Source organism: Paenibacillus sp. TAB_01, from assembly GCF_043945595.1.
In the GTDB taxonomy this organism is placed as follows: Bacteria; Bacillota; Bacilli; order Paenibacillales; family NBRC-103111; genus Paenibacillus_S.
In genome coordinates this window covers 2,751,157-2,773,975 of sequence record NZ_JBIFNP010000001.1, presented here as the reverse complement: position 1 = coordinate 2,773,975, position 22,819 = coordinate 2,751,157, and the positions used below count along the sequence as shown (strand labels likewise).

Below are 22,819 nucleotides of genomic sequence, written 5' to 3'. Positions count from 1 at the left end.
CACTCTCCTATTTATTCATGGCATCAAAAGCTTTTTGGTAGGCTTGCTCAAGCTCGTCGATTTTCATCTTCTTCAGTGTCGCGGTATACTCTCCCCACTTATCGAAGCTCGTTTCGCCCAAAATAAATTTGATCGCAGACTCCTGTACAAATTTATCCAGATCGGCTTTGATCGGAACGACTTTCTCCGTTGCCTCTTTATCGAAGATAGGCGAACCATACATCACTTTGGAGGTATATTTCTCCGAAACGGCGGAGACCTCTTTGGTTTTATCGCTTAATACAATATCATCGACAATGATCGTAGGGAAGCCTCCGCCAGGCACCAGATTCACTTGGCCCAAGGCCGCCATCATCCCGCGGGGATCGTTCTTGATGCTGTCAACGAGCACAGGCTTGCCATTCTGCATAGTGTAGGACTGGCCTTCCACCCCGTAATTGAAGAATTGGCTTCCCTCTTCGCTGTAGAAATAATCGACCCAGCGGATTGCCGCTTCCGGATTTTTGTTCACATTCGTTATCGCAAAAGTACCTATCGGCGCTGCGAGCGGGCTGCCTGTGCTGAGCAGCTGATCGCCATGCGGCCCTTTGATCGGGACCATGCCGGTGAATTGATTCTCCACCTTCGTAAACGGATCGGATGCGTAAATAAAGAACATACCGTACAATGCTTGCGACAAATTACTGCGCCACTTCGGCAGATCCTGGGCATAGAAATCCGCATACAGCAGCTTCTCCGTATAAAGCTTATTCAGAAACATGAGAAGCTCCTTGTACCGGTCGTCCCCTACCCACAGCTTTACCTTGCTGCCGTCGATATTGGCGTTGGTGCCAAGCTGGTGATCCAAGCCGAACGAACCGGCGAAGGTAGTGAATACCATGCCAGGGTCGCGCAAGCCGAGCGGAATCTCATCCTTCTTGCCGTTGCCGTTCGGATCTTGATCGCGGAATGCGCGTAATACCGTGAACAGCTCATCGACCGTGGTCGGCGCTTTCAGGTTCAGCTTCGCCAGCCATTCCTGGTTAATCCATACTTTATCTCCCCGGCCGGCTGCCTGAAGACGGATGACCGGCAGCGAATAGATGTGCCCGTCTGTCGCTGTAACGGATTTTTTCGCTTCAGGGTATTGGTCGAAAAGCTTTTTCAAATTAGGCGCATATTTCTCAATCAGTCCCTCCAAGGGGATCAGCATTTGCTCCTGCATGCCGTACTTGGAGATGTCGGTATTGCTTAAATCCGCACGCAAGAAGACGTCAGGCAGCTCATTGGACGCGAACAGCAGGTTTCTTTTCTCTGCGCAGCCTTGGGTCGGCGTCTCTTCATACATCATCTTGATGCCGCTTTTCTTTTCATATTCCTTTAGCACCAGAATATCCTTCCACGGCGCTTGGTTCGGGTCCTTGCAGCCGAACACGCGCATGGACACCTCGGATTTTACGATCGGGAAGCCGCTCGTATTCAATACGGAGCTGGCTTTATCGCCCGCAGCGGACGGTTCTTCCGCCGATCCTTGTTCACCCGACGAGCAAGCGCTTAAGAGTGAGGATAAAGCCACGGCGGTCATGCATGCAGCTGACAGCGTTTTCATACGTTTCATTAAATTTCAGCCCCTTTTTCTTTTCATTTGCCGAACTGAAATTATTATAGAACGCCGGATAAGATGAAAGCGTACTACATTTTTATAAAAAACATCAAATTATTGCCCTGTCACTTGCCATACTTGCTTGCATACACGTGTGGCGTTTCTCCGACATGCTCTTTGAACACTTTAATAAAATAGCTGTAGCTGTTGAAGCCGACCAACTGATATATTTCCTTAATGGAGCATGCCCGGGTACGAATCAATTGGGTGCTTCTGTCGATCCGGTAAGCCGTTAAATACTCGGTGAAGGTCATCTCCATTTCTTCCTTAAACCGCCTGCTCAGGTACGATGGCGTAATGTTCAGCTGTTCGGCCGTTTCCTCGAGTGTAACCCCTAGCCTGTAATGTTGCTGTATCCTCTGAATGGCCTGAGCCACATACTTGGAATATCGGGCCGACGCTCGATGCTTGCCGAGCTCTTCCACCAGCTTGCCGAACAGCGACAGCAGGCTGCTTTCGAGCTCGACCCCGTTCTTCGGAGTCTCTGGTTCGGCTTTCATTTCGTGAAAAATCCACTCCGACGCCAGCCCCGCCTTTTGCGCGATTTTGACCGCAAGCTGAATCAGCTCCGCACGCGTATGCGCAACTCCGCGTGAGAAATCGTTCTGAGTCCGCCGCACAATTTCGGGCAATCTCCCGGATCATACGCAATGTTTGTTCGGCATCGCAGGCTTCCGCGGCAGCAAGCAGCTCTTTCTCCTGATGAATCGTGACATACGAAACCGGCGCTCCTTCCGTCTGGTTAGCCTTTGGCACATATCCCTGCAGCTCATCCAGTTTATGCTGCAGACCGGCATATTGAGCCGGGAGGGATGCAAGGGTGCGGAACATGCCCGTCTGGACAAAAAGTACGGCGCAGTTAAAGTACAGCTCGAGCGATTTTTGCAAGCGGGCCTTCTTGGCCTCAATCCACTGCTGGATTCCATTCTCGCTTCGCTCCAGCTCCATGGATAACAATAGGCCGAACGATCCTCTCTCCAAATAAACGGCGCAGCCCGCTTCAGCCAAGATCTGTAAAGCCATATCGGAAACGGAGCGTATGAACAAAGTCAGCTCCTGCTCGTTCATCCGCAGATGCAGCTCTTCGAAATTCACCAGCTTCATTAACAGCAGTACGTGCTGCTGGCCTTCCCGTCCATAAGACATCTCCTGAAAATGATCGATATATTTCTTGACCTCGTCGGTGGAGCCTACCCCCATGAATAGCTCCTTCAAATAGCTCTGACTCACGGCCGGGCCTGCCGCTTCCCATTTCAACCTTTCCCGTTGCCGATCGCTCTGCTGCTTGAGCTCATCCTGAAGCTTCTCCTTGATTTTGTTCAGAACTTGAACCAGCGTCTCGGCAGACAGCCGGTGCTTGAGCAAATAATCCACTGCTCCGAAATGCAGCGAGCCGCGCACATATTCATAGGAATCATAGCTGCTCAGAGCCAAGACTCGTAAGCCGGGATATTGCTGCGATAATTGCTGGATCAGCTCCACACCGTCCATCCCGGGCATATTCATGTCGACGATCGCCAGATGAGGCGCCAATTCCCTAATCACCTGAAGAGCCTCCGCTCCGTCTCCCGCTTCGCCGCACAGCGTGAAGCCGTACTGCTCCCAATCGATGATAGACCTCAGATGGTTGCGAACGAGCAGCTCGTCGTCAACCGCTATAACTTTCAGCAGCATCGTTGTGCTCCTTTCTTACTTGAGGAATGGTAATTTCTACGGTTGTAAATACGCCGGCTTGGCTGTACACCGACAGCCCGTACGGCTCTCCGAAGGCAAGGTGCAACCGTTCGCGTATGTTGCTTAACCCGATGCCGCTCGATGGTTCAGACTCCGCCGGCCCCCTCGCTTGGCCAAGCCCTTCAAGCAGCTCCGTATGCATACCGACCCCGTCGTCCGTCACGCTCAGCTTCAGCCGGTGGGCGCCATCGCAATAAATACGGATGGATATGGTGCCCTCCCGGTCTATGGTGCCAAGACCATGGTTCATCGCATTTTCGACAATGGGCTGGACAATGAGCTTCGGAATCAGACAGTTGAGCGCCTCTTCCTCCGCCATGATGTTCATCACAATCCGGTCCAAAAATTTAAAGCGCTGAATACGCGCATAATGCTCCACTTGCTCGAGCTCCTCGCGGACGGTTATCATCTCGCGCTTCGAGTCGATGGCATAGCGCATCAGCTCAATGAGCGAGCCGGAAATTTCTTCGATATTGGCCGCATGCTGAATTCGTGCCAAATATTTGATCGTATTCAGCGTGTTATACAAGAAGTGAGGCTTGATCTGCGCTTGCAGCGCCCGATATTCCGCTTCGCGCTTTTCCCGTTCCTTGGCTTTGACCTTATGCAGCAGCTCTTGGAGATGCTCCATCATGGAGACGAACATTTCGCTGAGCTGTCCGATTTCATCTTCATTCTTGATGCGTGGCCTAGCACTCATATGCCCTTCCCGCACGAGCTTCATGGCGCTGTGCAGCCGCTTTATATTTTTGGTCATTTGTTTGGACAAAAAAATGGAAATCAGCAGCACGGCAGCGAGTACAACGACAGCCATAGTCACAATCTGGTTCTTGATGCCGTTCACCTCGCTTAGCAGCACGCTTAGCGGCACCATCACAACCGTGAACCAGCCGGTGTAGACCGACTGAAATTGAACGGCTAAATAATCCCGGTTTCCCATTTTCAGCTTGCTGCTTTTCCATTGGCCGGGGACGGCTCCCGCAAGTAAGGAAGTCAGTTCCTTATCTTGAAGCTGTGTAGTTATTCGCTCAGCTCTCGAATCATAAATCGTGTTACCGTTTTCATCGATAACCGAAACAATCGTTTCCGCTAACGGTTCAATATCGTAAACCTGCTTAAACAAATTAGGGTCGAAATCGATAAGGCATAGTCCGATCAGCTCTCCGTTGGACAGCACGGGACGAACCAGCATAATCCGGCCGTTTCCCGACAGATCAAAGAGCAGATGTTTCCGGTTATTGCGAATTTCCGGGTCATCCCATAAAAATGCTAGGAATTGAGGGTTGCTCCTCCGGTTGCCCGTATAAAAAACGACATCTCCCCGGCCAACGACGGTAATCTGCTGCACATAGTTTTTGAAGGCAATCATGGAGCTTAGAAATTCCTCTACCGTTTTCTTTTCTTGAAACCATTCCATCGTCGGAGCCTCTGTCCCGCTCACTAAGCTTTGGTGAATTAAATCGCGGATCACGATAGCCTTGGAAATGTTATCCACCTCTTCGACCATCGACTGCAGATTAGCGTTTGCCCCTTGTATTCGGTCAGAAATATAGGATGTTGCATTCCGCTCAATCACTTTCGCTGAATTGTAATAAGAGCTGTAGGCAATAGGGATGATTGCAAGCAGCACGACCAGTCCGAAAGCGACGAACATTTTTCCTTGAATGGTTTTCACAGCTTTAGCCCTCCTTTCTATCGCATAAATCAAGTATGTACATAGCACAACAACCTCTATTATAGCAAGTCCTGCCCCATCTTCCCTAGCATTTTTCATATTCCGCGGCAAGCTTAGAAAAATCTAGCGAAGATTTTTACAACAGGCTGATCTTCATAGCAAAAAGACCGCCCGATCGTCCGCGGCGGCCTCGTGAAATGATATATATAGAATTACGTATTAGGGTGTGCTCCCAGATACTTGAGATAATCCATATTGCTTAATCCAATTGGCAATTTCACGTCCGGCTTCCTTTTGGTATTGATCCTTCAAGCCATGGCCGCCATCCGGATATAACACCAGCTTTACGGTCTTGTTCGATTCTTTCATACGGTCGGCGAAATGCTGGACGGTTTGCCATACAACAGATTTATCACCGGTTCCTTGCAGCAAGAGGACAGGAGCCGAAATATCTGCTATTCGATCAAGTAATGAATTTTCTTTTACTTTACCGGGATTTTTGCTGAAAACATCTTTATATTGTTCCGCTAATGTTCTTTCGCTTTGAACAAAAGGAGGCCAAACCTCATTCGGGTTATTGTCCATCCACTCGATGATCGTATCCCACCCGACAAAAGGACTAACCGCCACAACCGCCTTGATGTCCTTACGTTCCGAAGCCGTTCTCAACGCTATCCCCCCACCCATGGAAGCCCCATGCAAATAGATGGAATCCGGTTGGATTTGCCCCATCGACAAGACGGCCCGAATGGCGTTCTGGGTATCTGCCGTACTTCCTTCCAGTCCTTGGACGGTGCCTTCACTTTCCATATAACCGCGGTATTGCGGTGCAATCGTGACAAGCAGCTCCGATGCGTTCTTCATTTGTTCGGCCTGCAGCGGACTGACTTCATGCGTTAACGACGGATGCTCATACGCCCAGCCACCGTGGAGATTAACACGAAGGGGATACAGTCCGGATTTTTTCGGTTCGGCTACATACGCCTCCACTTTCATCCCTTCGCTGATATAAAATATTTTATAAATGTTAATGGCGGGATTCTGATCCGGAAATTGCAGCAGCTCTTTGGAAACAACGGTTCCGTTCGCTCTGGATGAGGATTTAACTATCGTTTCTATCTTCGAGGGCGGAACGCTGGCTTCGTTCGAATTTGTAGGCTCGTCATTGGATGGAAGGGTTTGAGGGAAGCATCCTGCAATCATTACGGATAAAAGAGCGGTTATTACAGCAACTTTTATACGAGCATTCCTTTTATTGCGTTGAATTTTCATAAAAAGCACCCCCGATTAAAATCAGCTGCCATGAATGTTGAAAACCGCTCGATATTCCGCTTATCGCAGCTCAAACAATTGGAATATTTTGGAATTAGCAAAATATTAACACGCAAATTCCGCCTGAGCAATAACTTTTTAGCACCTCATTCCCGCTTACATCACCTTACAAGCAGGGCATTCCCCAACACAAAAAAAGCGGGATAATTGTAACCCCGCCTTCATTTGGCTTAATTAGAGATCATTGAAACGACGATCGTTTTTCTGTACTCAATCAGAGGACGCTCGCCTAATTTTTGAATTCCATTTGGGCTCCCTCAATGCATTTAAAATTGCGCATTTGTTCCGTAATGGCGTTCTCGGTCGGTAGTCTCTCTATACTGGAAGCGCCGAAAAACCCGGCGATACCTTCGGTTCTTCCCAGCACGTACTCCACATCTGCCGGCTCCGAAATCGGACCGCCATGACAAATAACAAGAATGTCAGGATTAACGGATTTCCCTGCATCAGAGATACGCTGGACGAGCTCAGCCGATTCATCGAGAGTCAGAGCCGTCTTCGCCCCTATACTTCCTTTGGTCGTAAGACCGACATGAGCAACCAGTACATCCGCACCCGCTTCAGCCATGGCTTTCAGTAAGCCTCCTTGCTAGCGACGTGTTGGCAATGCAGCCGGCTGTCCTGAATTCCATGTCTTTACCATAAAGAGGTACCGGTTTTTCTGGATAAACGGTTAACCGTCAGCAGCAGCAAAAAATTAATGACGGAATTAAATAGCCCGACTGCAGCGCTATAGCTGTAGTTCATTTCCAGCAAGCCTTTACGGTATATGAAGGAAGAAATCACATCAGCCGATTCACATATGTCCTACCCTGAGGATCAGCATAATGATAATAGTAGGCAAAATACCGGGAATCGTAATATGCATCATTTGCGACCACCGATTGGCTCCGTCCACCCTTGCCGCCTCAAGGCTGCCTCCTGTCATCTACATGACTTTGGAGGCAACCAATTACCGCTTAAGGCGTTGGCCTGGAAAGGCAGACTCTACACCGAATTACACATTTACAAACTCATTTCCTGCCAGGTCCTTGCCGCGTGCAAGCCAAACTTTATGGTTTTTGTTCCTCTCTTTAGTGACAAGAGCATCGGTTGCAAAGTAGCGCATCGTGTACCCGCAGCGGCGGTACTCGCTTTTATTGGGCGCGGCACCATGAATAATTCGAGAGTCATGCAGAGAGCATTCGCCCGGCTTAAGCTCAAAGTAAACCGCTTGAGTATCGTCGACATCCTTGATTTCCGAATCGAAAATATGATCCTCTCCATTGACTCGCTCATACTCGGAAAATCCATGACGATGGGTTCCGGGTATTACACGCATGCAGCCGTTCTCCTTCCAGCTATGGTCAATCGCAAGCCAAATGGTCACAATTTTATCAAAGCGGGTTAATCGGCCGTTCCAGTAAGCAGAATCCTCATGCCATGGAGTCGCTTTACCCACCAAAGGTTCTTTACATATAAAATGGCTTGACCACAAACCGATATTGGGCCCAATCAGAGGCTCGATAAGATCGAGCACTTCATCCGCCAGCAAAAATTCAAGCAAGCGCTCGTCCCGGAAATGAGGCGTATCCAGCTCGCTGTTCAGCTTTTTACCGACCAAAGTCCACTGTTCCTCGAATATTTCCTTTAACGCCGCCAGCTTCTCAGGACTAAAAATCTGCTTGTTATGAAGCAAATAACCGTTCTGATGATAATAATCCACTTCTGCTTGCGTCAATCCACTAGTAGCCATTCGGTATTTCCCCTCCTATAATTATTGTGCAATAAAGCACAAATCAGAAATCCTGCATACATATCGTATCGTATTTGTCTGCACGATTTCTTGTTATAATACGGATAAGGAAATATTTTTTTGTACTGTACTGACTTTTGTTTCGAGGTGAAGGATGGATATCAAGAAGCTGTATGCCGAACAAATCATGGATCCGGCTATCGGATTTCATTATGCATTTATCCGCTCCATTCAATTGACTTCCGCACTGCACACCCATAATTTTTATGAATTTTTCATTATTTTTGGTGGCGCGGTCATTCATCAGGTGAATGGGCAGAAGCAATGGCTTAAGGAAGGCTCGCTGGTTTGGATCCGACCGAACGACGCTCATTACTACGAGCGGCTCCACACGGATTGCCAAGTTCTGAATGTCGCCTTTCCGTGCGAAGTGTTTGAGGCGCTCGCATTGTACGCGAATACACCGGAAGAGCTAAGGCAGTTTCATTCTGCGGCTTTACCTCCTGTGACACATCTGCATGAGCTGAACCGACAACACTTGAAGCTTCGTTTTGAAAGACTGCTCTTGTCGTCTGAAGCTACGGGTGGGGGTTTACTGCTGCAATTCAAACTGATTTTACTTGAGCTATGGACTAAGCATACTCAACATCGGCAGCTTGAGGAATCGTCATTGCCCCTGTGGCTCGCCTCTCTGGATGAGAAGCTTCGGGATAAACAGAACTTCTCCGCCGGTCTCGACAGGCTCTTCGAATTAAGCGGCAGGAACCGCGAATATGTAGCTCGCAGCTTCCGCAAGCATTTCGGCCAGACGCCAACCCAATGGCTGAATCGGATTAAGCTCGATTATGCTTCCAAATTGCTTCAATACACAGATGAAGAAATTTCGGATATCGCTCTGGATTGCGGCTTCGACAACCTCAGCCATTTTTACCACTTGTTCAAGGAGCGGTTTCATTACTCTCCCGCAAGATACAGGAAGTCGATGCAAAAGCCGGTCATTCCGGAGCTTAAATAGGCTGCAAATTGCAGTCTTACGTATCCGTCATAATAAGGAAAAGGTGATCCGGCAGCTCAGTCAAGTGGAGCAGCACTGGGCTTGTATACGCTGCAGCTGCTTGGGATCCCTTCTCTATCAAGGTTGTAGTAATTTTGGGCACGCAGTGCTGCAATCCGTTCCTCTTTCCGGTCAAGTTAATGTCAAAAAATCGTGGGCACCATGCCCCCGTCCATGCGGACCGGCGAACCCTTAAATGCGGAAGCATAGGGACTGCATAAGAATGCAGCCAGACGGCCTATTTCGAATGGCTTGATAAACCGCTGGATTTCGGATTGCGGCAGGTTTGCAGCCATAAATTTTTTCTCTTTTTCCGCAAATGTCATATCCTCCGGAAACAAGCTGTCAATGATCTGATGTACATATTCAGACAGCGTGGGGCCGGGCAGAATCGTATTCGATGTAACTTCCGTTCCCGCCGTTAGCATCGACAAGCTCTTGGACAGCGATAGCAGCATGGATTTGGTCATAGCATACTGGGGCATTTGCCCTGAAGGCATCAAAGCTTCTTCACTTGCAATAAAGAGAATGCGTCCGAAATTGTTTTGCAGCATGCTTGGCAAATAAAATTGAGCTAATCCGTTGGCCGCAAGAACATTTGTTCGAAAATAGATCTCCCATACTTGATCGTCAATGTCGTCATAGGACATGATTTCATAAATCCCCATATTGTTAACCAGAATATCGACATGGGGATATTGCTCAAACAAAGCTTCTCTTTGCTGCCTGTCCGCAATATCCGCTGCAGCATTCCGAGGCATGGTAGACGGGAACTCCGACTTCAATGCATCGACGGTTCGTTCTGCCTCTTCATGATTCCGCCCATTAATCAGAACGTGGACGCCTTCTCTGGCAAGCTCGATGGCAATAGCTTTTCCGATTCCTCTCGTCGATCCGGTTACTAACGCTGTCTTGCCGCTTAATCCCATATCCATAACTTACGTCTCCTCTATTATCCTTCCAGGCAAGCTGATTGGAAGCTATTATCGGAACAGCGTTGTGCTCCGGATAGGGATTATATTACTGCATTCAGCTCGTCCGGTAACTAGCGCACAGCGTCATATTTCTTGTATCACACGCCATATAACGCATACCCTGAAAACCGCCCTCCGCAGAACCGGTCTGCCCGAGAATGCTACGACGGCGGGTTGGCCTCCCAATATTCGGTACGCCAATGGGCCGGCGTATCGCCTTCCCAATGACGAAAAGCGCGGTAAAAGGAGTTCTGGTCTTCATATCCAACCAGGAAGGCCACTTCTTTAATATCGAGGCTGGGATCTGTCAAATATTCCCGCGCCTGTTCATGCCGAACCTGTGTCAGCAGCCGCTTAAAAGATGTTCCTTCGTCCGTAAGACGGCGCTGTAAGGTACGATCGCTCAGACCAAGCTCACTCGCCACCGTCTGAATGTCCAGGCCCCCTCCGGCAAGACTTCGCTTCAAAATCCATTTGACCGTCTCGGGGATGGAACGGCTGAGCTGTTCATCCAGCGTCCGGTCCAATACGGGAGTCAGCATCTCCAGCAGCTCCCGGTTATATGAAATAAACGGACGGTCCAGATCGGTTCGGTGTAGCGTCAACCGGTTTGCGGCAGCCCCCACTCGGACAGGACACCCGAAGTAAGCTTCAAGAGCCTGAACATCGTCCATCGGATGAGCAAATTCCACGGAACGCGCCGCAATAGGCTGCCCTGTGCCCCGCCGCCCTAGCTCCAGAAGAAAAGCCAGCGTCGTTCCGGCCAACACCGGCGGTCCGGGCTGCTCGCTGCGCTTCCATTCCAGCTTGATCGTGCAGTGCTCGCCCTCTTCCGTCAGGCGCAGGCTTTCCGGAGGGCACAGCTGCTTGTACCGGGACATGCGGTGAAGAGCGTCGCGATAATCACGCGCATGGTAGGTAGCCAAGACGCTCGGCGGGTATTGGGTCGTTTCAAATACGGTTACAAGCTTGATAATGGCTGCCGCAGGGCCGCCGGCGAGATCGGAGTACGCTTGCCATATTTTAAAATATTGAGCGGGAGTGACTGCAGGTGATTGTGTAATCACAGCGAGCGGCAGCCCCGCTTTGCGGGCTGCATCGTGCGGAGCGATGCCTAGTTGTTGTAATCCCGTCCAAAAGCCTAGCGGGAATTTAATAAGGTCGGATTTCATAACGAACGGTTCTCCTTTAGCTGCGTACCTTTTCGTTGCTGTTCTGACTAAGTATACCTGAGAATGCTTAGATCTTCACCCAAAGACCTGAAGACGCGCAGCCCCTGGACTCCACAAACCTATCCTTCATCCGTATAAGGAGTTGACTCCGGCTTCTCCGGCGAGGTTTGAAATGCCTTGATACCGGGAATAAATGAAGTTGACCTAAACACATGCGAAAATGCGAAAGGATGATCCTCCCATGAGGGCGCAGGACAACCCCATGCCAGTTTTTGCAAACGGTGATGCCGGTTATCCGGACACCTCAAACTTGGAGCCAAGACTGGAGTGGTTCCGCTCGCAGCTCGCTCACTGCTCGGATATCGTTATACATCCTTTTACGATAGGGACCGGAACCGCTTGTTCGCTAATCTACATCCGTGAACTGTTCGATTATCACGATGCCGAAGAGCATCTTCTGAAACCGCTTATCAAGGAATGTTCAAGCTGGAACAATGATCTGTCGCCCTTGTTTATTGAGCATCGGTTACCTTCAGCAGGCTGCCGGACGTTAACTGCTCCCTCCGCGAGCATGGACTGGCTGCTTGACGGATGCGGCCTGCTGCTTATCGATGGCGATTCACGCATGCTCGGGCTTTCGCAGACCAAATTTGAGAAGCGCGCCATCATGGAAGCGCCCAATGAGTCCGTCATCCGCGGTTCGCGTGAAGCCTTTGTCGAAAATCTTGACACCAATTTGACGCTCGTCCGCCGACGGATTCGCAGCCGCCACCTTAAGATCGAACAAATGACATTCGGAACGAAAACAAGAACGTCGGTTGTGCTCATCTATTTGGATGATATTTGCCCCGACTCGCTGGTCAAAGAGATGAAAAGACGACTGGCCTGCATCGATGTCGATGGAGTGCTCGGTTCCAATTATTTGGAGGAAGCGATTGTGGACAACCCTTCCTCCCCCTTTCCGCAGATCCAATATACGGAGCGTCCCGATACTGTGTCCGCCTCAGTGCTGGAAGGCCGCATCGGCGTGATGGTCAATAATACGCCGATTGCCTTGATCGCTCCTGTCCATTTCTTTACCCTGCTGCAATCGGCGGAAGATTACTATCAGCCTTTTATCGCGGCGACCTGGATTCGCTGGATTCGGTTTGTTTTTCTAGCCTCGTCGCTGCTGCTGCCCTCCTTTTATATTGCAATTACGACCTTTCATCCCGAGATGATCCCGTTTAATTTGCTCATCTCGGTTTCATCCTCGCGGGAAGTGGTACCTTTCCCCGCATTGATGGAAGCGTTGATGATGGAGATTGCGTTTGAAGCGCTTCGTGAAGCGTCGGTTCGTATCCCGAAATCCATCGGTCAAGCCGTGTCCATCATCGGAGCGCTTATCATCGGCACGGCCGCCGTCCAAGCCGGGATCGTATCAGCTGCCATGGTTATCATCGTTTCGTTGACCGGCATTGCTTCTTTTATCATACCAAGCTTCGACTTGGGACTATCCTTTCGCCTGCTTCGTTTTCCGATGATGCTGCTCGCCGGCATCTTCGGTATTTTCGGCATTGCCTGCGGGCTCATTATCATTTACGTCCATATGCTTAATTTGCAATCCTTCGGTACCCCTTATCTGTCACCGATCGCTCCTCAAGTCGCAGGATCGTTCAAGGACACGCTGGTTAGAGCCCCTTGGTGGAAAATGAAGCGGCGCCCGCCAACAGCGGACGCCGCTAATCGAATCAGACAAAAATCAGGATTGCGCTCCTGGGCTGAGCACAGCGGGGAGGGAGAAGATTGAGCCTGCTGCCGAAGTTATGGAAGATCGCGATCCTCCTGTGCGTTCCTGCAATGGTTACCGGCTGCTGGTCATCTGTTGAATTGAATGACCGGGCTTTTGTAAACGTAGTGATCGTCGATCAAACGGACAGCGGTGTCGAACTGACGCTTGGCATTCCGCTAACGAACCGGCTTATTCCCGGCTTTACGGGCGGTACCGGCGAAGGCGGAGGCCAGGAGCCTATCGCCTATGTCACCCGTACAGGCGCTACGCTGGAAGAAGCGCTTCAAAAAATTCAGGGCGATATTCCCCGTGACGTCACCTTCGGGCAGACACACAGCATCATCTTGGGAAGCCGTCTCGCCAAGCAGGGCATCGCACCGATCCTGGAGTTCGTCGAGCGCAATCCGCTGCTGCGGCTGAATACGAATCTCTTTATGGTGGAAGTGCCCGTTAAATCGAAGGTCGCCCGAATGCCTTCCTCCTTCGAGCGGTTTCTCGCCTCGGTACTAAACGGATACATACGCAATGATCAGATCCTCAGCACCACGGTGAAAGACATGATGTACTCCGAAGCGAGCGGAGGAGACGGTCTGATTCCCATGCTGAGCTTTAAAACGGTGGACCCGTCGGCCAAAGCCGGTTCGCCCGGCGGCGTCGGTACGGCGGGCGCAGCCATTCTTCGCAAAGGGAAGATGGTCACGAACGTGCTGTCTCCCGAGGAAACTTCGTCCGCGCGCTTAGTGTTAGGACAGCTGAAGCGGTACATCTACAGCGCCCCATCGCCAACCGACGGCAGGAATGTAGGCTTCTACACTTCCTCCCTTCGCACGGAAATCCGTCCGTTTCGTACGCGGCAAGGCTTAGGGGTAACCATAAGCTCTTACTCTGATGCAGGTATTATCGCATCGGATTCGGATATTGACTTAAGAAAGCAGCAAAATATCGAGCTGCTCGAGAAAGAAATCAATCGCATCGCCAATAAGTCGCTCATGGAGATGATTGCCAAAACCCGAAAGTCGGGAGCCGATGTGTTCAATTTCGGGCATTACCTGTCGGTCCAATACCCTAAGGAATGGAAAACCATCCAACAGGACTGGAGGGCATACTACAAGGATCGTTTGGAAGTGCGCGTTGACTCTGTCATCTCGCTTCGCCGTCTCGGCTCTTCCACCGATTCGTTTCACAATAAACTGAAGTTTGCTGAGAAGGAAGGAGATGAGCGAACGTGGAACCTCAGTCCGTAACGCAGGGTCAGCTGTTTAAACTGTTCGCGCTTCACCTTTTTTCCACCATGATCGCTTTCATGCTGAACATCATGCTGCAATCAAGCGGGTACAATGCTCCTGCCGGGATTATGTCGGGGGCGATGCTTGGACTCGCTTTTTCCTTTATCAGCTATAAGCTTGCCATGCGCCGTCCCGACAGCTTCTTTATCGATTATGGCCGCCATATCCTCGGAAAATGGCTGCACTATCCGCTGCTGTTATTTATCGCTCTATCCAATCTGATGATTGCGATTATCAATATTTGGGAGCTTCAAGACGTGCTAACCCAATTTTATCTGGTAGGCACGCCTTCTTGGGCTATTGCCAGCCTTTGCGGCATTTGTATCGCATACACAGTCCGTTTCGGAGTCAAGTCGGTGTTCCGAGCCGCGGAAGGCTTATTTTTTATCAGCCTGTTGTCTTTTCTGATTATTCCGGTGGTCGTGAGCGAAAATTTCGAATGGTTCTCCGGAAAAGGCATGATTACCCAATTCAGCTTGCGGGAAATGTGGCCATCCGCTTACTATACGTCGTCCGTGTTCGGGGAAATGTCTTTTGTCCTGTTTATATTTCCATTTTTGCAGTCACCGGCCAAAACGTTTCGTTCGCTCACGTCCTCCATGATCGTTTCCTCCGTCGTCGTCATTCTGCACGTAGTGCCGCTGCTGCTCATTTTCGGTCCGGAGCTTGCCTCGAACCTCAACTTTCCGGAATTGGAGCTGCTGCGCTTTATGAGATCCGGCTCCTTTCTTGAGACATTGGATCCCGCATTAATTGCGTTGTGGCTGATCAGCATCTTCGTGAAGCTCGGGTTTATCGTCTTCATTATCTCTTTAATACTGGCACGCTCTTGCCGTTTAAAGGACACGAAGCCCTTTGTATTTCCGATTACGGCTTTTATCGCCATAGGCTCTCTTGTTGTCGTCAAGTCAAACATCCAGTTTAAAAGCATGATGAGCGGCGGTATGCTGACCATGTTTGTCATTGCGGAGCTGATCCCGGTGCTCTACTATTTGGTCGATTCCATCCAAATAAAATATGCGAGCAGAAAGAGAGCCTCCTCTCCATGATTATGATCCTGATAGTCTATCTGACGATCGGCATCGCCGAATTGCGCTACCTCCGCCGGGAGAAACGGAAAAAGCGCACTTTTGTCATCCTGATCGTATCCCTTACCCTGCTGCTTCTTTTAAGCGAAGTATTATATGCGGTAAGGAACAGCTACCAAATCAGCGTCTGGATAGAGGCCCTATTCGGTCCGATCGACAGTTGGCTGATCGGCGGGTAAATTAATCCCGCAGCTCCCGCTTCATCCGTTCGATGATATCTTCGTTAAGCTCCTGCGGAAGGGGCAGATCGATCCGGGCATGATCCAGGGAGCTGGCGCAGATGCCGTACAAAATGTCATATCCGTGCTCGCTGATTTCGAAATTGCATGCATGCAGACGGCCGGGATCATTCATCCAATCCGCCAGATCGCTCGTGTAATCGGCTTGTATCGCATCTTTGACCGCCGGCGACCACAGCGCCTCCTGGCCTTCAAGGATTTGACCCCCGGAATGCCGGGTAAAGGCGCCCCATCGTCCGTCGGTTTCCGCCCACGCATAACCGTGTGTCCCGTATACCGTCAGCCGGTTGTCGGTCCAGAACCTGTCCGAAGGCAGATAGGACGGGCTCAAATAGCCGCATTCAATAATTCCCGTAACCCCATTGGCGAAATGCAGCTCCCCTAACGCGTATGCCGGAGAAGGATGGCTGTCGTCGAGCTTGTCCTTGCCATGTACATGCCCTGTAACCCAATCGGCCTTGATGCCCCCGTTGATCCATAACATATAGTCGACGAAATGAGTTCCGGAATTGTACAGCCACCCCCGCGTCTTTCCGTGAATGCGGACAATATCGCCGATATCCCCGGATTGGACGAACTGCTTCAGCTTCTGGAACGAGGACAAATATTTGTGCTGATGACAGACGACCGTCTGGATTCCATGCTCGCGGATCAAGCGCCCGATCTCTCTTGTCTCCTGCATGGAGTTGGCAATCGGCTTCTCCATGGCAATGGCCTTCACCCCATAACGCGCAGCCAGCTTGACGAGCGACAGTCTGACGCTCGGAGGCGTAGCGAAGCAGAACACGTCCGGCCGCACCTCCGCCAGCATTTGCTCGGCATCGGAGTAGGTGAGGCACCCCGCATACCGGTTTTTCACCGTTTGCAGTTTATCGCCGCTTGAGCTGCATACGGCACTAAGCTCAAACTGCTCCTCATTCGCGATAAAGCCCGCGAGATGCGACCAGCCTCGATTGCCTAGTCCAAGCAGCGCCACTCTATACTTCGGTTTCTCCATAAATAGGCTCCCCTTCTCGGCGATTCACCGACATCATTTATCTACACTCCTATCATACACGAATATTTTGGAATAGGGCACTATTTATGTTTATTTAATTTTGTTTGTTTTTATATATGTTTGAAATGACTGTTACTTACTTAAATGTTACTAACGAAACAAAAATTCATTCCTTGTCTAATCCTCTTCCGTCTCCTATAATGCAGTTAACGCGGAGGAGCTCTTGAGAGAGTCGAGTCCCCTTCTCGACGCCAGCTTTGCCAATAAAGATGGACGTCCGAACGTTCGAAGCGAGAGCTGGAGCTGTCGCTTCAAAGGTTGAAGCGGTACAAGAGACAGGCCGTAACATGATTCCGCAAGCTGCTAGGACGATTGGATTTTGTTTAGATAAGGAGGCTTGAGCTTATGCTCGGTAAAGCGGTTATATTTCCGGATCGGCTGCAGGTAAAGTATCAGGAGGTTGAGATTCCCGATCCGGCGCCGAACGACGTTGTCATTGAAGTGCAGCATTCCTGGATCAGTATCGGAACGGAATCGTCGTATTTCCGCGGAGAGAGGGTTAACGGAGAGGAGCCGTATCGGGAAGGATCGCCGTGGCCGTTTCCGTATGCTCCCGGATATCAAAAGGTAGGTACGGTGTTGTCCGTCGGCGATGCCGTAAGCGGCTTGAAGCCCGGCGACCGCGTATTTGCTTCCGTCAGCCGGATTTCCGGCATGTTCAAGCCGAAGGGCGGACATGTCAACCCGGCCGTAACGGAGGCGAGCGAGGTATGGAAGCTGCCTCCGGCTCTCCCTGCAATCGCCTACTCCGGCATGGTGCTCACTCAAGTCGGCTACAACTGCGGCAGCCGTCCGCCGGTCAATCCCCAAGACTTGGCCGTAGTGATCGGTGACGGTCTGGTAGGCCACTGGGCGGCGCAAACGCTGCGGCACCGCGGAGCGCGCGTTCTGGTGTTAGGCCGGCACGATGAGCGTTTAGCTTTGCTGCCCGATTCCATCCAGGGGCTGAATCTCCGGCATCGCTCCGTCAAGGAGGCGCTTTCCGCCTGCGGCAGCATCTCGATTGTCGTAGACACCGTGGGCTCCATGAGCACGGTCCAAGACATTTTGCCCGGAATGATTCGCGGCGGGCATTGGGTTTCCGCAGGGTTCCTGGGTGAAACCGGGATGGTCGATATCCAGAAGCTGCGCAACCAGGAAATTACACTGTATACGCCTTCAGGCTGAGCCAAGGAGCGTATGGATCGAACCTTGGAGGGGATTCACGAAGGCTGGCTGCAGACGGAAGCATTGATTACACACCGCTTCCCTGTAGAACATGCGGAGGAGGCATGGCGCCTTATTTCGGACAAAAGCCGTCACTGCCTTGGAGTCGTTCTGGATTGGTAACGAAAAAACTTCCGATAATGTTAGCTTATCGGAAGTTTTTTGATTTAGTACCTGATACTAATTAATTACACTATTAATCGGATAATCGGATTTTAGAAGTCATCCTTCGGGTTTCTCCATGAATATTTCGGCTCATAGCCCAGCTTCTCGCGCAGCTTCCGGCAGGTGATCAAGCCTTCCGTTCCTTCCAAGCCTCCGGCCAGCTCTTTCAAATCCGGCCAGTGCCGTTCGACGACCGTTTTCGTATCCTCCCAGTGCCTGCTGTCCGTGTGAAGGTAGAACGCTTCAAACAGCGCCAGGTTCTCCGCTTCCAGCGCCAGTGTGAACGCCTGGGCCGCATCGCGCGGGTCGATATATTGATGCGTCGTGCCGATAGGGCCCCCGACGTGATTCGGACGCGCTTCAGGGGTTATATTGTATGAATACATATCGCGTTGAAATGGATAGTCCACCCCATTCAGGCGGAAAGCTACGGTACGGATGCCATATGCCAATCCGAATGCTTTCAGGGTCTCCTCATTGAACAGCTTCGAAAGGCTGTAGGAATCCTCCGGCTGCAGCGGATGTTCTTCGTCAATAGGCAGGTAATCGACCCGGAAGGGCTTACCGCTAATACGGAAGCCGAGACCAAGCACATAGTATGAGGAGGCGGCGACGACGGTTTTGACATGAAATCTCCGCGCCGCATCCATCAGATAATAGGTGCCCCATCGTATTGACCCGCATCGTCTCATCTTCCGGCATACGCTGAATTCGGGCACGCCCTGGCTGCAACGTCGTATCGTGCGTGATGGCTCCGAGATGGACGATCGAATCCGCACCCGACAGGTGAAGCGCGCGCATATTATCCTCTAGCGAGGTGAGGTTGCCTTGGATAAACGGAACTCCCTTCGGAAAAGAATCCGGATCGGGTGAAACCACATCAAAGGCGGTCACTTGATAGTTCCGCTCTAACAAATAATCGATCGTATACCGAGCCAACCGTCCGGCCCCTCCGGTTACCAATACTTTCCTGTTTGTCGACATCGTCCATGTCCCTCTTTCCCCTTGGTTTGACTGCTCTGAACCGTTAAACCGTCCGGAAATTGTGATATCCCAGCTTTTCCAAATAACGCTTGCTGGTTTGTACGGCTTCCAACGGCGGCATCATCGGGCTGCCCTTCCGGGTTGCGCTCCACTGATTGCCGTCAAGCTCAACCAGCGCATAGTGGCTGTAATCGCGTTCTTCCAAATATGCGAGTATGCCCTGAATATCCACAGCCCCCATACCGAGCGGGGTATACCCGAGAAATCCGGTTTTATCGATTTCTTGCCCCTCCGCGTTCCGTTCAACCGGACCGCCGATATAGTCCTTGATATGCACCATGCGAATCAGCTCATAGTACTCCTTAACAAACTCGAACGGGTTGGAGCCTCCTTTGGCGATTTGGCCGAGATCCGGCGCAAATTTAACCACACTCGGATCCACTGCGTTCATCACCCGATGGATTTCATCGTCCGTTTCAACCGGCGTGCCGGTATGGGGATGGAAGCAGCAGAGCAGCCCCTGATCGCCAATCCGCTTACCGAGCTCATTTAGGGTTGTTGTGATATGGGGCAAATGCTCCGTGATGGCGAAGCTATCGCGCTGCAGCATCGTACCGCCGATAACGACGACAGGACCGTTAAATTGTTTATACAGCTTGATCCAATCCATAACCTGCTGTATGCCCTCTTCACGCTTGCTTGGATCCACAATATCCAGATGGCAGTATAAAGAGGTTAATTGCAGCTCGCTTCGCTCAAACACTTCCGGCAAATTCCGGTTACTTTCCGCCCAATCCTGCAGAACCCAGCCGAACGTTTCCGTTCCCCAATAGCCGCACGAACCAATGGCTGCAACGGCTTGATCCACCTCTTTATTATCCCAAGTAATCGCGGTATGCCCGATCCGAACAGAATGTTTCGTCATTGGCTCTCCTCCGAATCCTTTATCTTTTCTGCCAGCAAAGCTTTCAAATACGCAATTCCTTTTTCAAAATATTCATATTCCTGCTCCCGCTGGTCCCGGTTGGCATCCCACACCATCCATCCCGGCTCGATCAGCAGATGCAAACCGTCAGCGCGCGGGCTCTGCCCAGCCAGGAGGTCCATAGTGCTTGATAAATCGACATGACCTTCCCCAAGGCCGCAGCCCTGCGCAATCATCGGTATGTAACCGCGAATCGGCATATCGATAATGGCCATGTCCTTCATATGGGTCGTGAACGCATAAGGAGCCAGTGCTTCAATATCGTCCTGCGGATCGCAAAACACCGTAAATCCATTGGCCGTGTCCAAAGCGGCACCGACATTCGGCAGATCCGTTTGGTCAAACAAATACCGCATCTCACGTCCGGTAAAATCGCAATGATTCTCTACGGCCAGATCCAATCCGGCTGCATCCGCGATTCGCCCCGCTTCCCGCAGAGAAGGAACCAGGGAATCCAGATGCTCGCGAACCTTCATGCTTCTATTGAAGCGGCTCGTCTTGACATTCAGACGTCCGTAGCCGGTTCGTACCACCGGCATCCCAAGAAGGCTGGCATGCTCGATTGCTTTCATAAAACGCGACTTGGCATCCGCGTCGGCATAGGGACCGCTCACGCCGAAGGCGCCGGGAGCGGTAAGCTCCAGCTCCACGCCGAGCGAATCGGCAAGCGCTTTGATGGCGAGCAGCTTGCCATTATCATCCGGCAGATGCCCGAAGCCGATCTGGTGCACCGTGCATCCCATAGCGGCTAGCCGGCGAATTTGCCACTCCGGAATGTCTTCCTTAGGCATGCCATCCGGCGCCGGATAGAAGCTGCCCTGCACGCCGATTTTCATAGAGCGAAGCTTCGCACTCACATCCCGATCCGTTTGCTGCAGATCAACCATTCCTTTTCCCGCCCCTTCTGATCAATAAAATGAGTTGACATACCTATGTCCAAGTGATGGAGCGGGGCCGGGGTGAAGCCCTCGGTTCCCCGCTGCCATAACGCCTGACCCTTTACTTGCTTTTCCAATTCTTGTCGTATTCGGTTTGTTGAATTTGAATAAATTCGTCAATGCCGATTTTCTTCAGCTCACCCAAATACGTATCCCAGTCTTTGTCGATATTACGGTTGCCGACGATAAAATCCGCCGTAGCCGCTTCATAATATTTCTTCAGGTCCTGACGGATTTGATTGTATTTCTGCGCGGTATCCGGGCTGAAGAAAAATTTCGGCACGGAAACTTTTTCCGCGTACTTGTCGTATAACTTTGCCGCATCGAACAAGGAGGTCTCGAGGTCGAACTTGCCTGCCTCCAGCTTCGCCCGCGCGTCGGAGCCCCACCGCTGCCATACGCTGTTCGCGCCATGCCAATGCGCTTTCTGCGGGTCCTGCCAGATGTCGTGACCGATGATCGCGTATTGCGCATCGCCGCCGTTAGCTGCGATAATGCCCGCCTTCGGCTTTTCCCAATTGACGCCGGGCGTACCGTAACGCCCTCTGGCGCTCGCTTCCTGCGTAAATTGGAAATCGATCCACTTGATCGCAGCTACCTTGTCTTTGACCGATGCGGGGATCATAAATTTGTAGCTGGCGATAATTCCGTAATCATTACGGTAAGCGTTTTGGAAGCCATTCGGTCCCTTAAGAGGCGGAACGATCTCATACTTCAATCTCGTCGAATCATTCGCTGCAAATACGTGCTGTCCGCCGCCCGCTACGGCGGCAACGGTTTGCCCGTTATTCAACTCGACCGTCTGCTTCATTTGATTCTCGTCATTCGTAAACGCTGAAGGATCGATTAATCCTTCAGTATAAAGCTTATTCAGGTAGCGCAGGCCATCCCTCCACTCCTGCGTAGCATAGGCAGCTGCGACTTTATCGTTTTTGACGTATAAGCCATCTCCGTCAAAATAAGTAAACGCATGCAGAATGAACTGATGGACGTTGGCGTACCAGCTTTTCGGCGATCCGGTGATGCCGATTTCATCTGCTTTTCCGTTGCCGTTCGGATCCTTTTGCTTGGCCGCTTTCAAATACTGCTCCAGTTCATCCGTCGTGGTTGGCATGTTCATGTTCAGCTTCTTCAGGAAATCGGAATTGATCCAGAAACGCATGGCCCGGTCGCAGTTATAGCAGACCCCGAGCTCTCTAAGCCCGTAAATATGTCCGTCCGGCGCGGTTACGGACTTCTTCAAATCCGGATACTGCTCGAATTGCTGCTTGATGTTAGGCGCATTCTTCTCAATCAAGTCCTCGAGCGGAATCAGCGCCCCCTGTGAGCCGTAGGTCGCCAGGAAAGAATTGTCGGCGCCAAAATCCCCCATGACCACATCGCCTAAATTACCGCCGGACGATAGCTCAAGGTTCAGCTTCTGCATCTTGTCGGCGTCCGGAAACAGATTCCATTTGACCTGAATATTCGTCTGATCCTGCTCCCAAGTCGTCAATTCGTTCTCACCGTACTCGTAGGATAAGGTGTTGGGCCAACGCGGTGTTGTCACCGTCAGCGGAGTTAATTTCTTGGTGCCGCTGTCCTTCACGTTATTGTCCTTGGATTCCGTCTTTGTACCGGTGTCATTGCCGGTTTGAGAGGATGAAGCGGATTCCGAATTCGAGCAGGCGCTTGCGCTTACAAGCAGGGCTGCCGCAAGAAGCGGCGTTAGAAAACGACGGGTTCTTTTTCTCACATACATGCTCCCTTCCCTATTTTCGTATATACATCAACCGGGCCCTG

The 22,819-nt window shown here is 51.1% G+C and carries 20 protein-coding genes and 3 pseudogenes; 7 read left to right on the top strand and 16 right to left on the bottom strand.

Annotation, left to right across the window (positions count from 1 at the left end):
• Window positions 1-7 precede the first annotated feature (7 nt).
• The 8 genes and pseudogenes from ACHHV8_RS13390 to ACHHV8_RS13355 all read right to left on the bottom strand — a co-directional run bounded on the left by ACHHV8_RS13390 (window position 8) and on the right by ACHHV8_RS13355 (window position 8,118).
• A complete protein-coding gene (locus ACHHV8_RS13390; RefSeq protein ID WP_395158699.1) occupies window positions 8-1,597 on the bottom strand; it encodes an extracellular solute-binding protein in 1,590 nt (529 codons plus the stop codon).
• Window positions 1,598-1,707: 110 nt separating this feature from the next.
• Window positions 1,708-2,019: a helix-turn-helix transcriptional regulator gene (locus tag ACHHV8_RS13385; RefSeq protein ID WP_395158698.1), complete on the bottom strand. Its 312-nt coding sequence runs from the start codon at window positions 2,017-2,019 to the stop codon at window positions 1,708-1,710.
• The gene (locus tag ACHHV8_RS13380) at window positions 1,910-3,316 is read right to left on the bottom strand and encodes a response regulator (RefSeq protein ID WP_395158697.1); all 1,407 of its coding nucleotides are present in this window, start codon (window positions 3,314-3,316) and stop codon (window positions 1,910-1,912) included. Before ACHHV8_RS13380 ends, ACHHV8_RS13385 begins: the two co-directional genes overlap by 110 nt.
• The gene (locus ACHHV8_RS13375) at window positions 3,291-5,051 is read right to left on the bottom strand and encodes a sensor histidine kinase (RefSeq protein ID WP_395158696.1); all 1,761 of its coding nucleotides are present in this window, start codon (window positions 5,049-5,051) and stop codon (window positions 3,291-3,293) included. The genes ACHHV8_RS13380 and ACHHV8_RS13375 overlap by 26 nt, the downstream gene beginning before the upstream one ends.
• Window positions 5,052-5,270: 219 nt before the next feature.
• Complete coding sequence (locus ACHHV8_RS13370; protein WP_395163496.1) at window positions 5,271-6,083, bottom strand: alpha/beta hydrolase family protein; 813 nt, start codon at window positions 6,081-6,083, stop codon at window positions 5,271-5,273.
• A gap of 529 nt (window positions 6,084-6,612) precedes the next feature.
• Window positions 6,613-6,957, bottom strand: a pseudogene (locus ACHHV8_RS13365) (phosphoenolpyruvate hydrolase family protein); the annotation flags it as partial.
• Window positions 6,958-7,019: 62 nt separating this feature from the next.
• Window positions 7,020-7,293: pseudogene (locus tag ACHHV8_RS13360) on the bottom strand (ABC transporter permease subunit); the annotation flags it as partial.
• Window positions 7,294-7,380: 87 nt separating this feature from the next.
• Entirely contained in the window at window positions 7,381-8,118 is a 738-nt protein-coding gene (locus ACHHV8_RS13355) for a phytanoyl-CoA dioxygenase family protein (protein ID WP_395158695.1), read from the bottom strand.
• Window positions 8,119-8,272: 154 nt separating this feature from the next.
• Between ACHHV8_RS13355 and ACHHV8_RS13350 the strand changes: the two genes are divergently transcribed.
• Window positions 8,273-9,133, top strand: coding sequence for a helix-turn-helix domain-containing protein (locus ACHHV8_RS13350; RefSeq protein ID WP_395158694.1), 861 nt, complete (start codon window positions 8,273-8,275; stop codon window positions 9,131-9,133).
• Window positions 9,134-9,315: 182 nt separating this feature from the next.
• On the opposite strand, the gene ACHHV8_RS13345 is transcribed toward ACHHV8_RS13350, so the two are convergent.
• Window positions 9,316-10,107: an SDR family NAD(P)-dependent oxidoreductase gene (locus ACHHV8_RS13345; RefSeq protein WP_395158693.1), complete on the bottom strand. Its 792-nt coding sequence runs from the start codon at window positions 10,105-10,107 to the stop codon at window positions 9,316-9,318.
• A 200-nt stretch (window positions 10,108-10,307) separates the two neighbouring features.
• Window positions 10,308-11,318 carry an AraC family transcriptional regulator ligand-binding domain-containing protein gene (locus ACHHV8_RS13340; RefSeq protein WP_395158692.1) on the bottom strand — a complete coding sequence of 337 codons (1,011 nt, stop codon included), beginning with the start codon at window positions 11,316-11,318 and terminating at the stop codon, window positions 10,308-10,310.
• A gap of 262 nt (window positions 11,319-11,580) precedes the next feature.
• On the opposite strand from ACHHV8_RS13340, the gene ACHHV8_RS13335 reads away from it, so the two are divergent.
• The 4 genes from ACHHV8_RS13335 to ACHHV8_RS13320 are packed head-to-tail and all read left to right on the top strand — an operon-like array spanning window position 11,581 to window position 15,642.
• Window positions 11,581-13,107 (top strand): spore germination protein, encoded by a 1,527-nt coding sequence (locus ACHHV8_RS13335; protein WP_395158691.1) that lies wholly within the window; start codon window positions 11,581-11,583, stop codon window positions 13,105-13,107.
• Window positions 13,104-14,333, top strand: a complete 1,230-nt coding sequence (locus ACHHV8_RS13330) for a Ger(x)C family spore germination protein (protein ID WP_395158690.1) — start codon at window positions 13,104-13,106, stop codon at window positions 14,331-14,333. Before ACHHV8_RS13335 ends, ACHHV8_RS13330 begins: the two co-directional genes overlap by 4 nt.
• Complete coding sequence (locus ACHHV8_RS13325; RefSeq protein WP_395158689.1) at window positions 14,315-15,424, top strand: GerAB/ArcD/ProY family transporter; 1,110 nt, start codon at window positions 14,315-14,317, stop codon at window positions 15,422-15,424. The genes ACHHV8_RS13330 and ACHHV8_RS13325 overlap by 19 nt, the downstream gene beginning before the upstream one ends.
• On the top strand, window positions 15,421-15,642 hold the full coding sequence (locus ACHHV8_RS13320; RefSeq protein ID WP_395158688.1) for a hypothetical protein: 222 nt from the start codon (window positions 15,421-15,423) through the stop codon (window positions 15,640-15,642). Before ACHHV8_RS13325 ends, ACHHV8_RS13320 begins: the two co-directional genes overlap by 4 nt.
• Before the next feature lies 1 nt (window position 15,643).
• Here the strand turns inward: ACHHV8_RS13320 and ACHHV8_RS13315 are convergent, their stop codons facing one another.
• Window positions 15,644-16,699: a Gfo/Idh/MocA family protein gene (locus ACHHV8_RS13315; RefSeq protein WP_395158687.1), complete on the bottom strand. Its 1,056-nt coding sequence runs from the start codon at window positions 16,697-16,699 to the stop codon at window positions 15,644-15,646.
• Window positions 16,700-17,104: 405 nt separating this feature from the next.
• Here ACHHV8_RS13315 and ACHHV8_RS13310 point away from each other — a divergent pair, with 405 nt between their 5' ends.
• Together ACHHV8_RS13310 and ACHHV8_RS13305 are read left to right on the top strand one after the other, a co-directional pair.
• The gene (locus ACHHV8_RS13310) at window positions 17,105-17,926 is read left to right on the top strand and encodes an alcohol dehydrogenase catalytic domain-containing protein (protein ID WP_395158686.1); all 822 of its coding nucleotides are present in this window, start codon (window positions 17,105-17,107) and stop codon (window positions 17,924-17,926) included.
• A gap of 12 nt (window positions 17,927-17,938) precedes the next feature.
• Window positions 17,939-18,088: a hypothetical protein gene (locus ACHHV8_RS13305; RefSeq protein ID WP_395158685.1), complete on the top strand. Its 150-nt coding sequence runs from the start codon at window positions 17,939-17,941 to the stop codon at window positions 18,086-18,088.
• Window positions 18,089-18,180: 92 nt separating this feature from the next.
• Here ACHHV8_RS13305 and ACHHV8_RS13300 read toward each other — a convergent pair whose 3' ends face one another.
• The 5 genes and pseudogenes from ACHHV8_RS13300 to ACHHV8_RS13280 form a co-directional block, all read right to left on the bottom strand.
• Window positions 18,181-18,822 carry an NAD-dependent epimerase/dehydratase family protein gene (locus ACHHV8_RS13300; protein WP_395158684.1) on the bottom strand — a complete coding sequence of 214 codons (642 nt, stop codon included), beginning with the start codon at window positions 18,820-18,822 and terminating at the stop codon, window positions 18,181-18,183.
• A 58-nt stretch (window positions 18,823-18,880) separates the two neighbouring features.
• Window positions 18,881-19,114: pseudogene (locus tag ACHHV8_RS13295) on the bottom strand (NAD-dependent epimerase/dehydratase family protein); the annotation flags it as partial.
• Window positions 19,115-19,157: 43 nt separating this feature from the next.
• The gene (locus tag ACHHV8_RS13290; RefSeq protein WP_395158683.1) at window positions 19,158-20,039 is read right to left on the bottom strand and encodes a sugar phosphate isomerase/epimerase family protein; all 882 of its coding nucleotides are present in this window, start codon (window positions 20,037-20,039) and stop codon (window positions 19,158-19,160) included.
• Window positions 20,036-20,986, bottom strand: coding sequence for a sugar phosphate isomerase/epimerase family protein (locus ACHHV8_RS13285; protein ID WP_395158682.1), 951 nt, complete (start codon window positions 20,984-20,986; stop codon window positions 20,036-20,038). The genes ACHHV8_RS13290 and ACHHV8_RS13285 overlap by 4 nt, the downstream gene beginning before the upstream one ends.
• Before the next feature lie 112 nt (window positions 20,987-21,098).
• On the bottom strand, window positions 21,099-22,772 hold the full coding sequence (locus tag ACHHV8_RS13280) for an extracellular solute-binding protein (protein WP_395158681.1): 1,674 nt from the start codon (window positions 22,770-22,772) through the stop codon (window positions 21,099-21,101).
• Between the last annotated feature and the right edge of the window lie 47 nt (window positions 22,773-22,819).

Coding starts and splice junctions, on each gene's coding strand:
- ACHHV8_RS13390 (WP_395158699.1), bottom strand. CDS start 1,597: ATGAAACGTATGAAAACGCTGTCAGCTGCATGCATGACCGCCGTGGCT.
- ACHHV8_RS13380 (WP_395158697.1), bottom strand. CDS start 3,316: ATGCTGCTGAAAGTTATAGCGGTTGACGACGAGCTGCTCGTTCGCAAC.
- ACHHV8_RS13355 (WP_395158695.1), bottom strand. CDS start 8,118: ATGGCTACTAGTGGATTGACGCAAGCAGAAGTGGATTATTATCATCAG.
- ACHHV8_RS13350 (WP_395158694.1), top strand. CDS start 8,273: ATGGATATCAAGAAGCTGTATGCCGAACAAATCATGGATCCGGCTATC.
- ACHHV8_RS13345 (WP_395158693.1), bottom strand. CDS start 10,107: ATGGATATGGGATTAAGCGGCAAGACAGCGTTAGTAACCGGATCGACG.
- ACHHV8_RS13340 (WP_395158692.1), bottom strand. CDS start 11,318: ATGAAATCCGACCTTATTAAATTCCCGCTAGGCTTTTGGACGGGATTA.
- ACHHV8_RS13335 (WP_395158691.1), top strand. CDS start 11,581: ATGCCAGTTTTTGCAAACGGTGATGCCGGTTATCCGGACACCTCAAAC.
- ACHHV8_RS13320 (WP_395158688.1), top strand. CDS start 15,421: ATGATTATGATCCTGATAGTCTATCTGACGATCGGCATCGCCGAATTG.
- ACHHV8_RS13315 (WP_395158687.1), bottom strand. CDS start 16,699: ATGGAGAAACCGAAGTATAGAGTGGCGCTGCTTGGACTAGGCAATCGA.
- ACHHV8_RS13310 (WP_395158686.1), top strand. CDS start 17,105: ATGCTCGGTAAAGCGGTTATATTTCCGGATCGGCTGCAGGTAAAGTAT.
- ACHHV8_RS13305 (WP_395158685.1), top strand. CDS start 17,939: ATGGATCGAACCTTGGAGGGGATTCACGAAGGCTGGCTGCAGACGGAA.
- ACHHV8_RS13300 (WP_395158684.1), bottom strand. CDS start 18,822: ATGAGACGATGCGGGTCAATACGATGGGGCACCTATTATCTGATGGAT.
- ACHHV8_RS13290 (WP_395158683.1), bottom strand. CDS start 20,039: ATGACGAAACATTCTGTTCGGATCGGGCATACCGCGATTACTTGGGAT.
- ACHHV8_RS13285 (WP_395158682.1), bottom strand. CDS start 20,986: ATGGTTGATCTGCAGCAAACGGATCGGGATGTGAGTGCGAAGCTTCGC.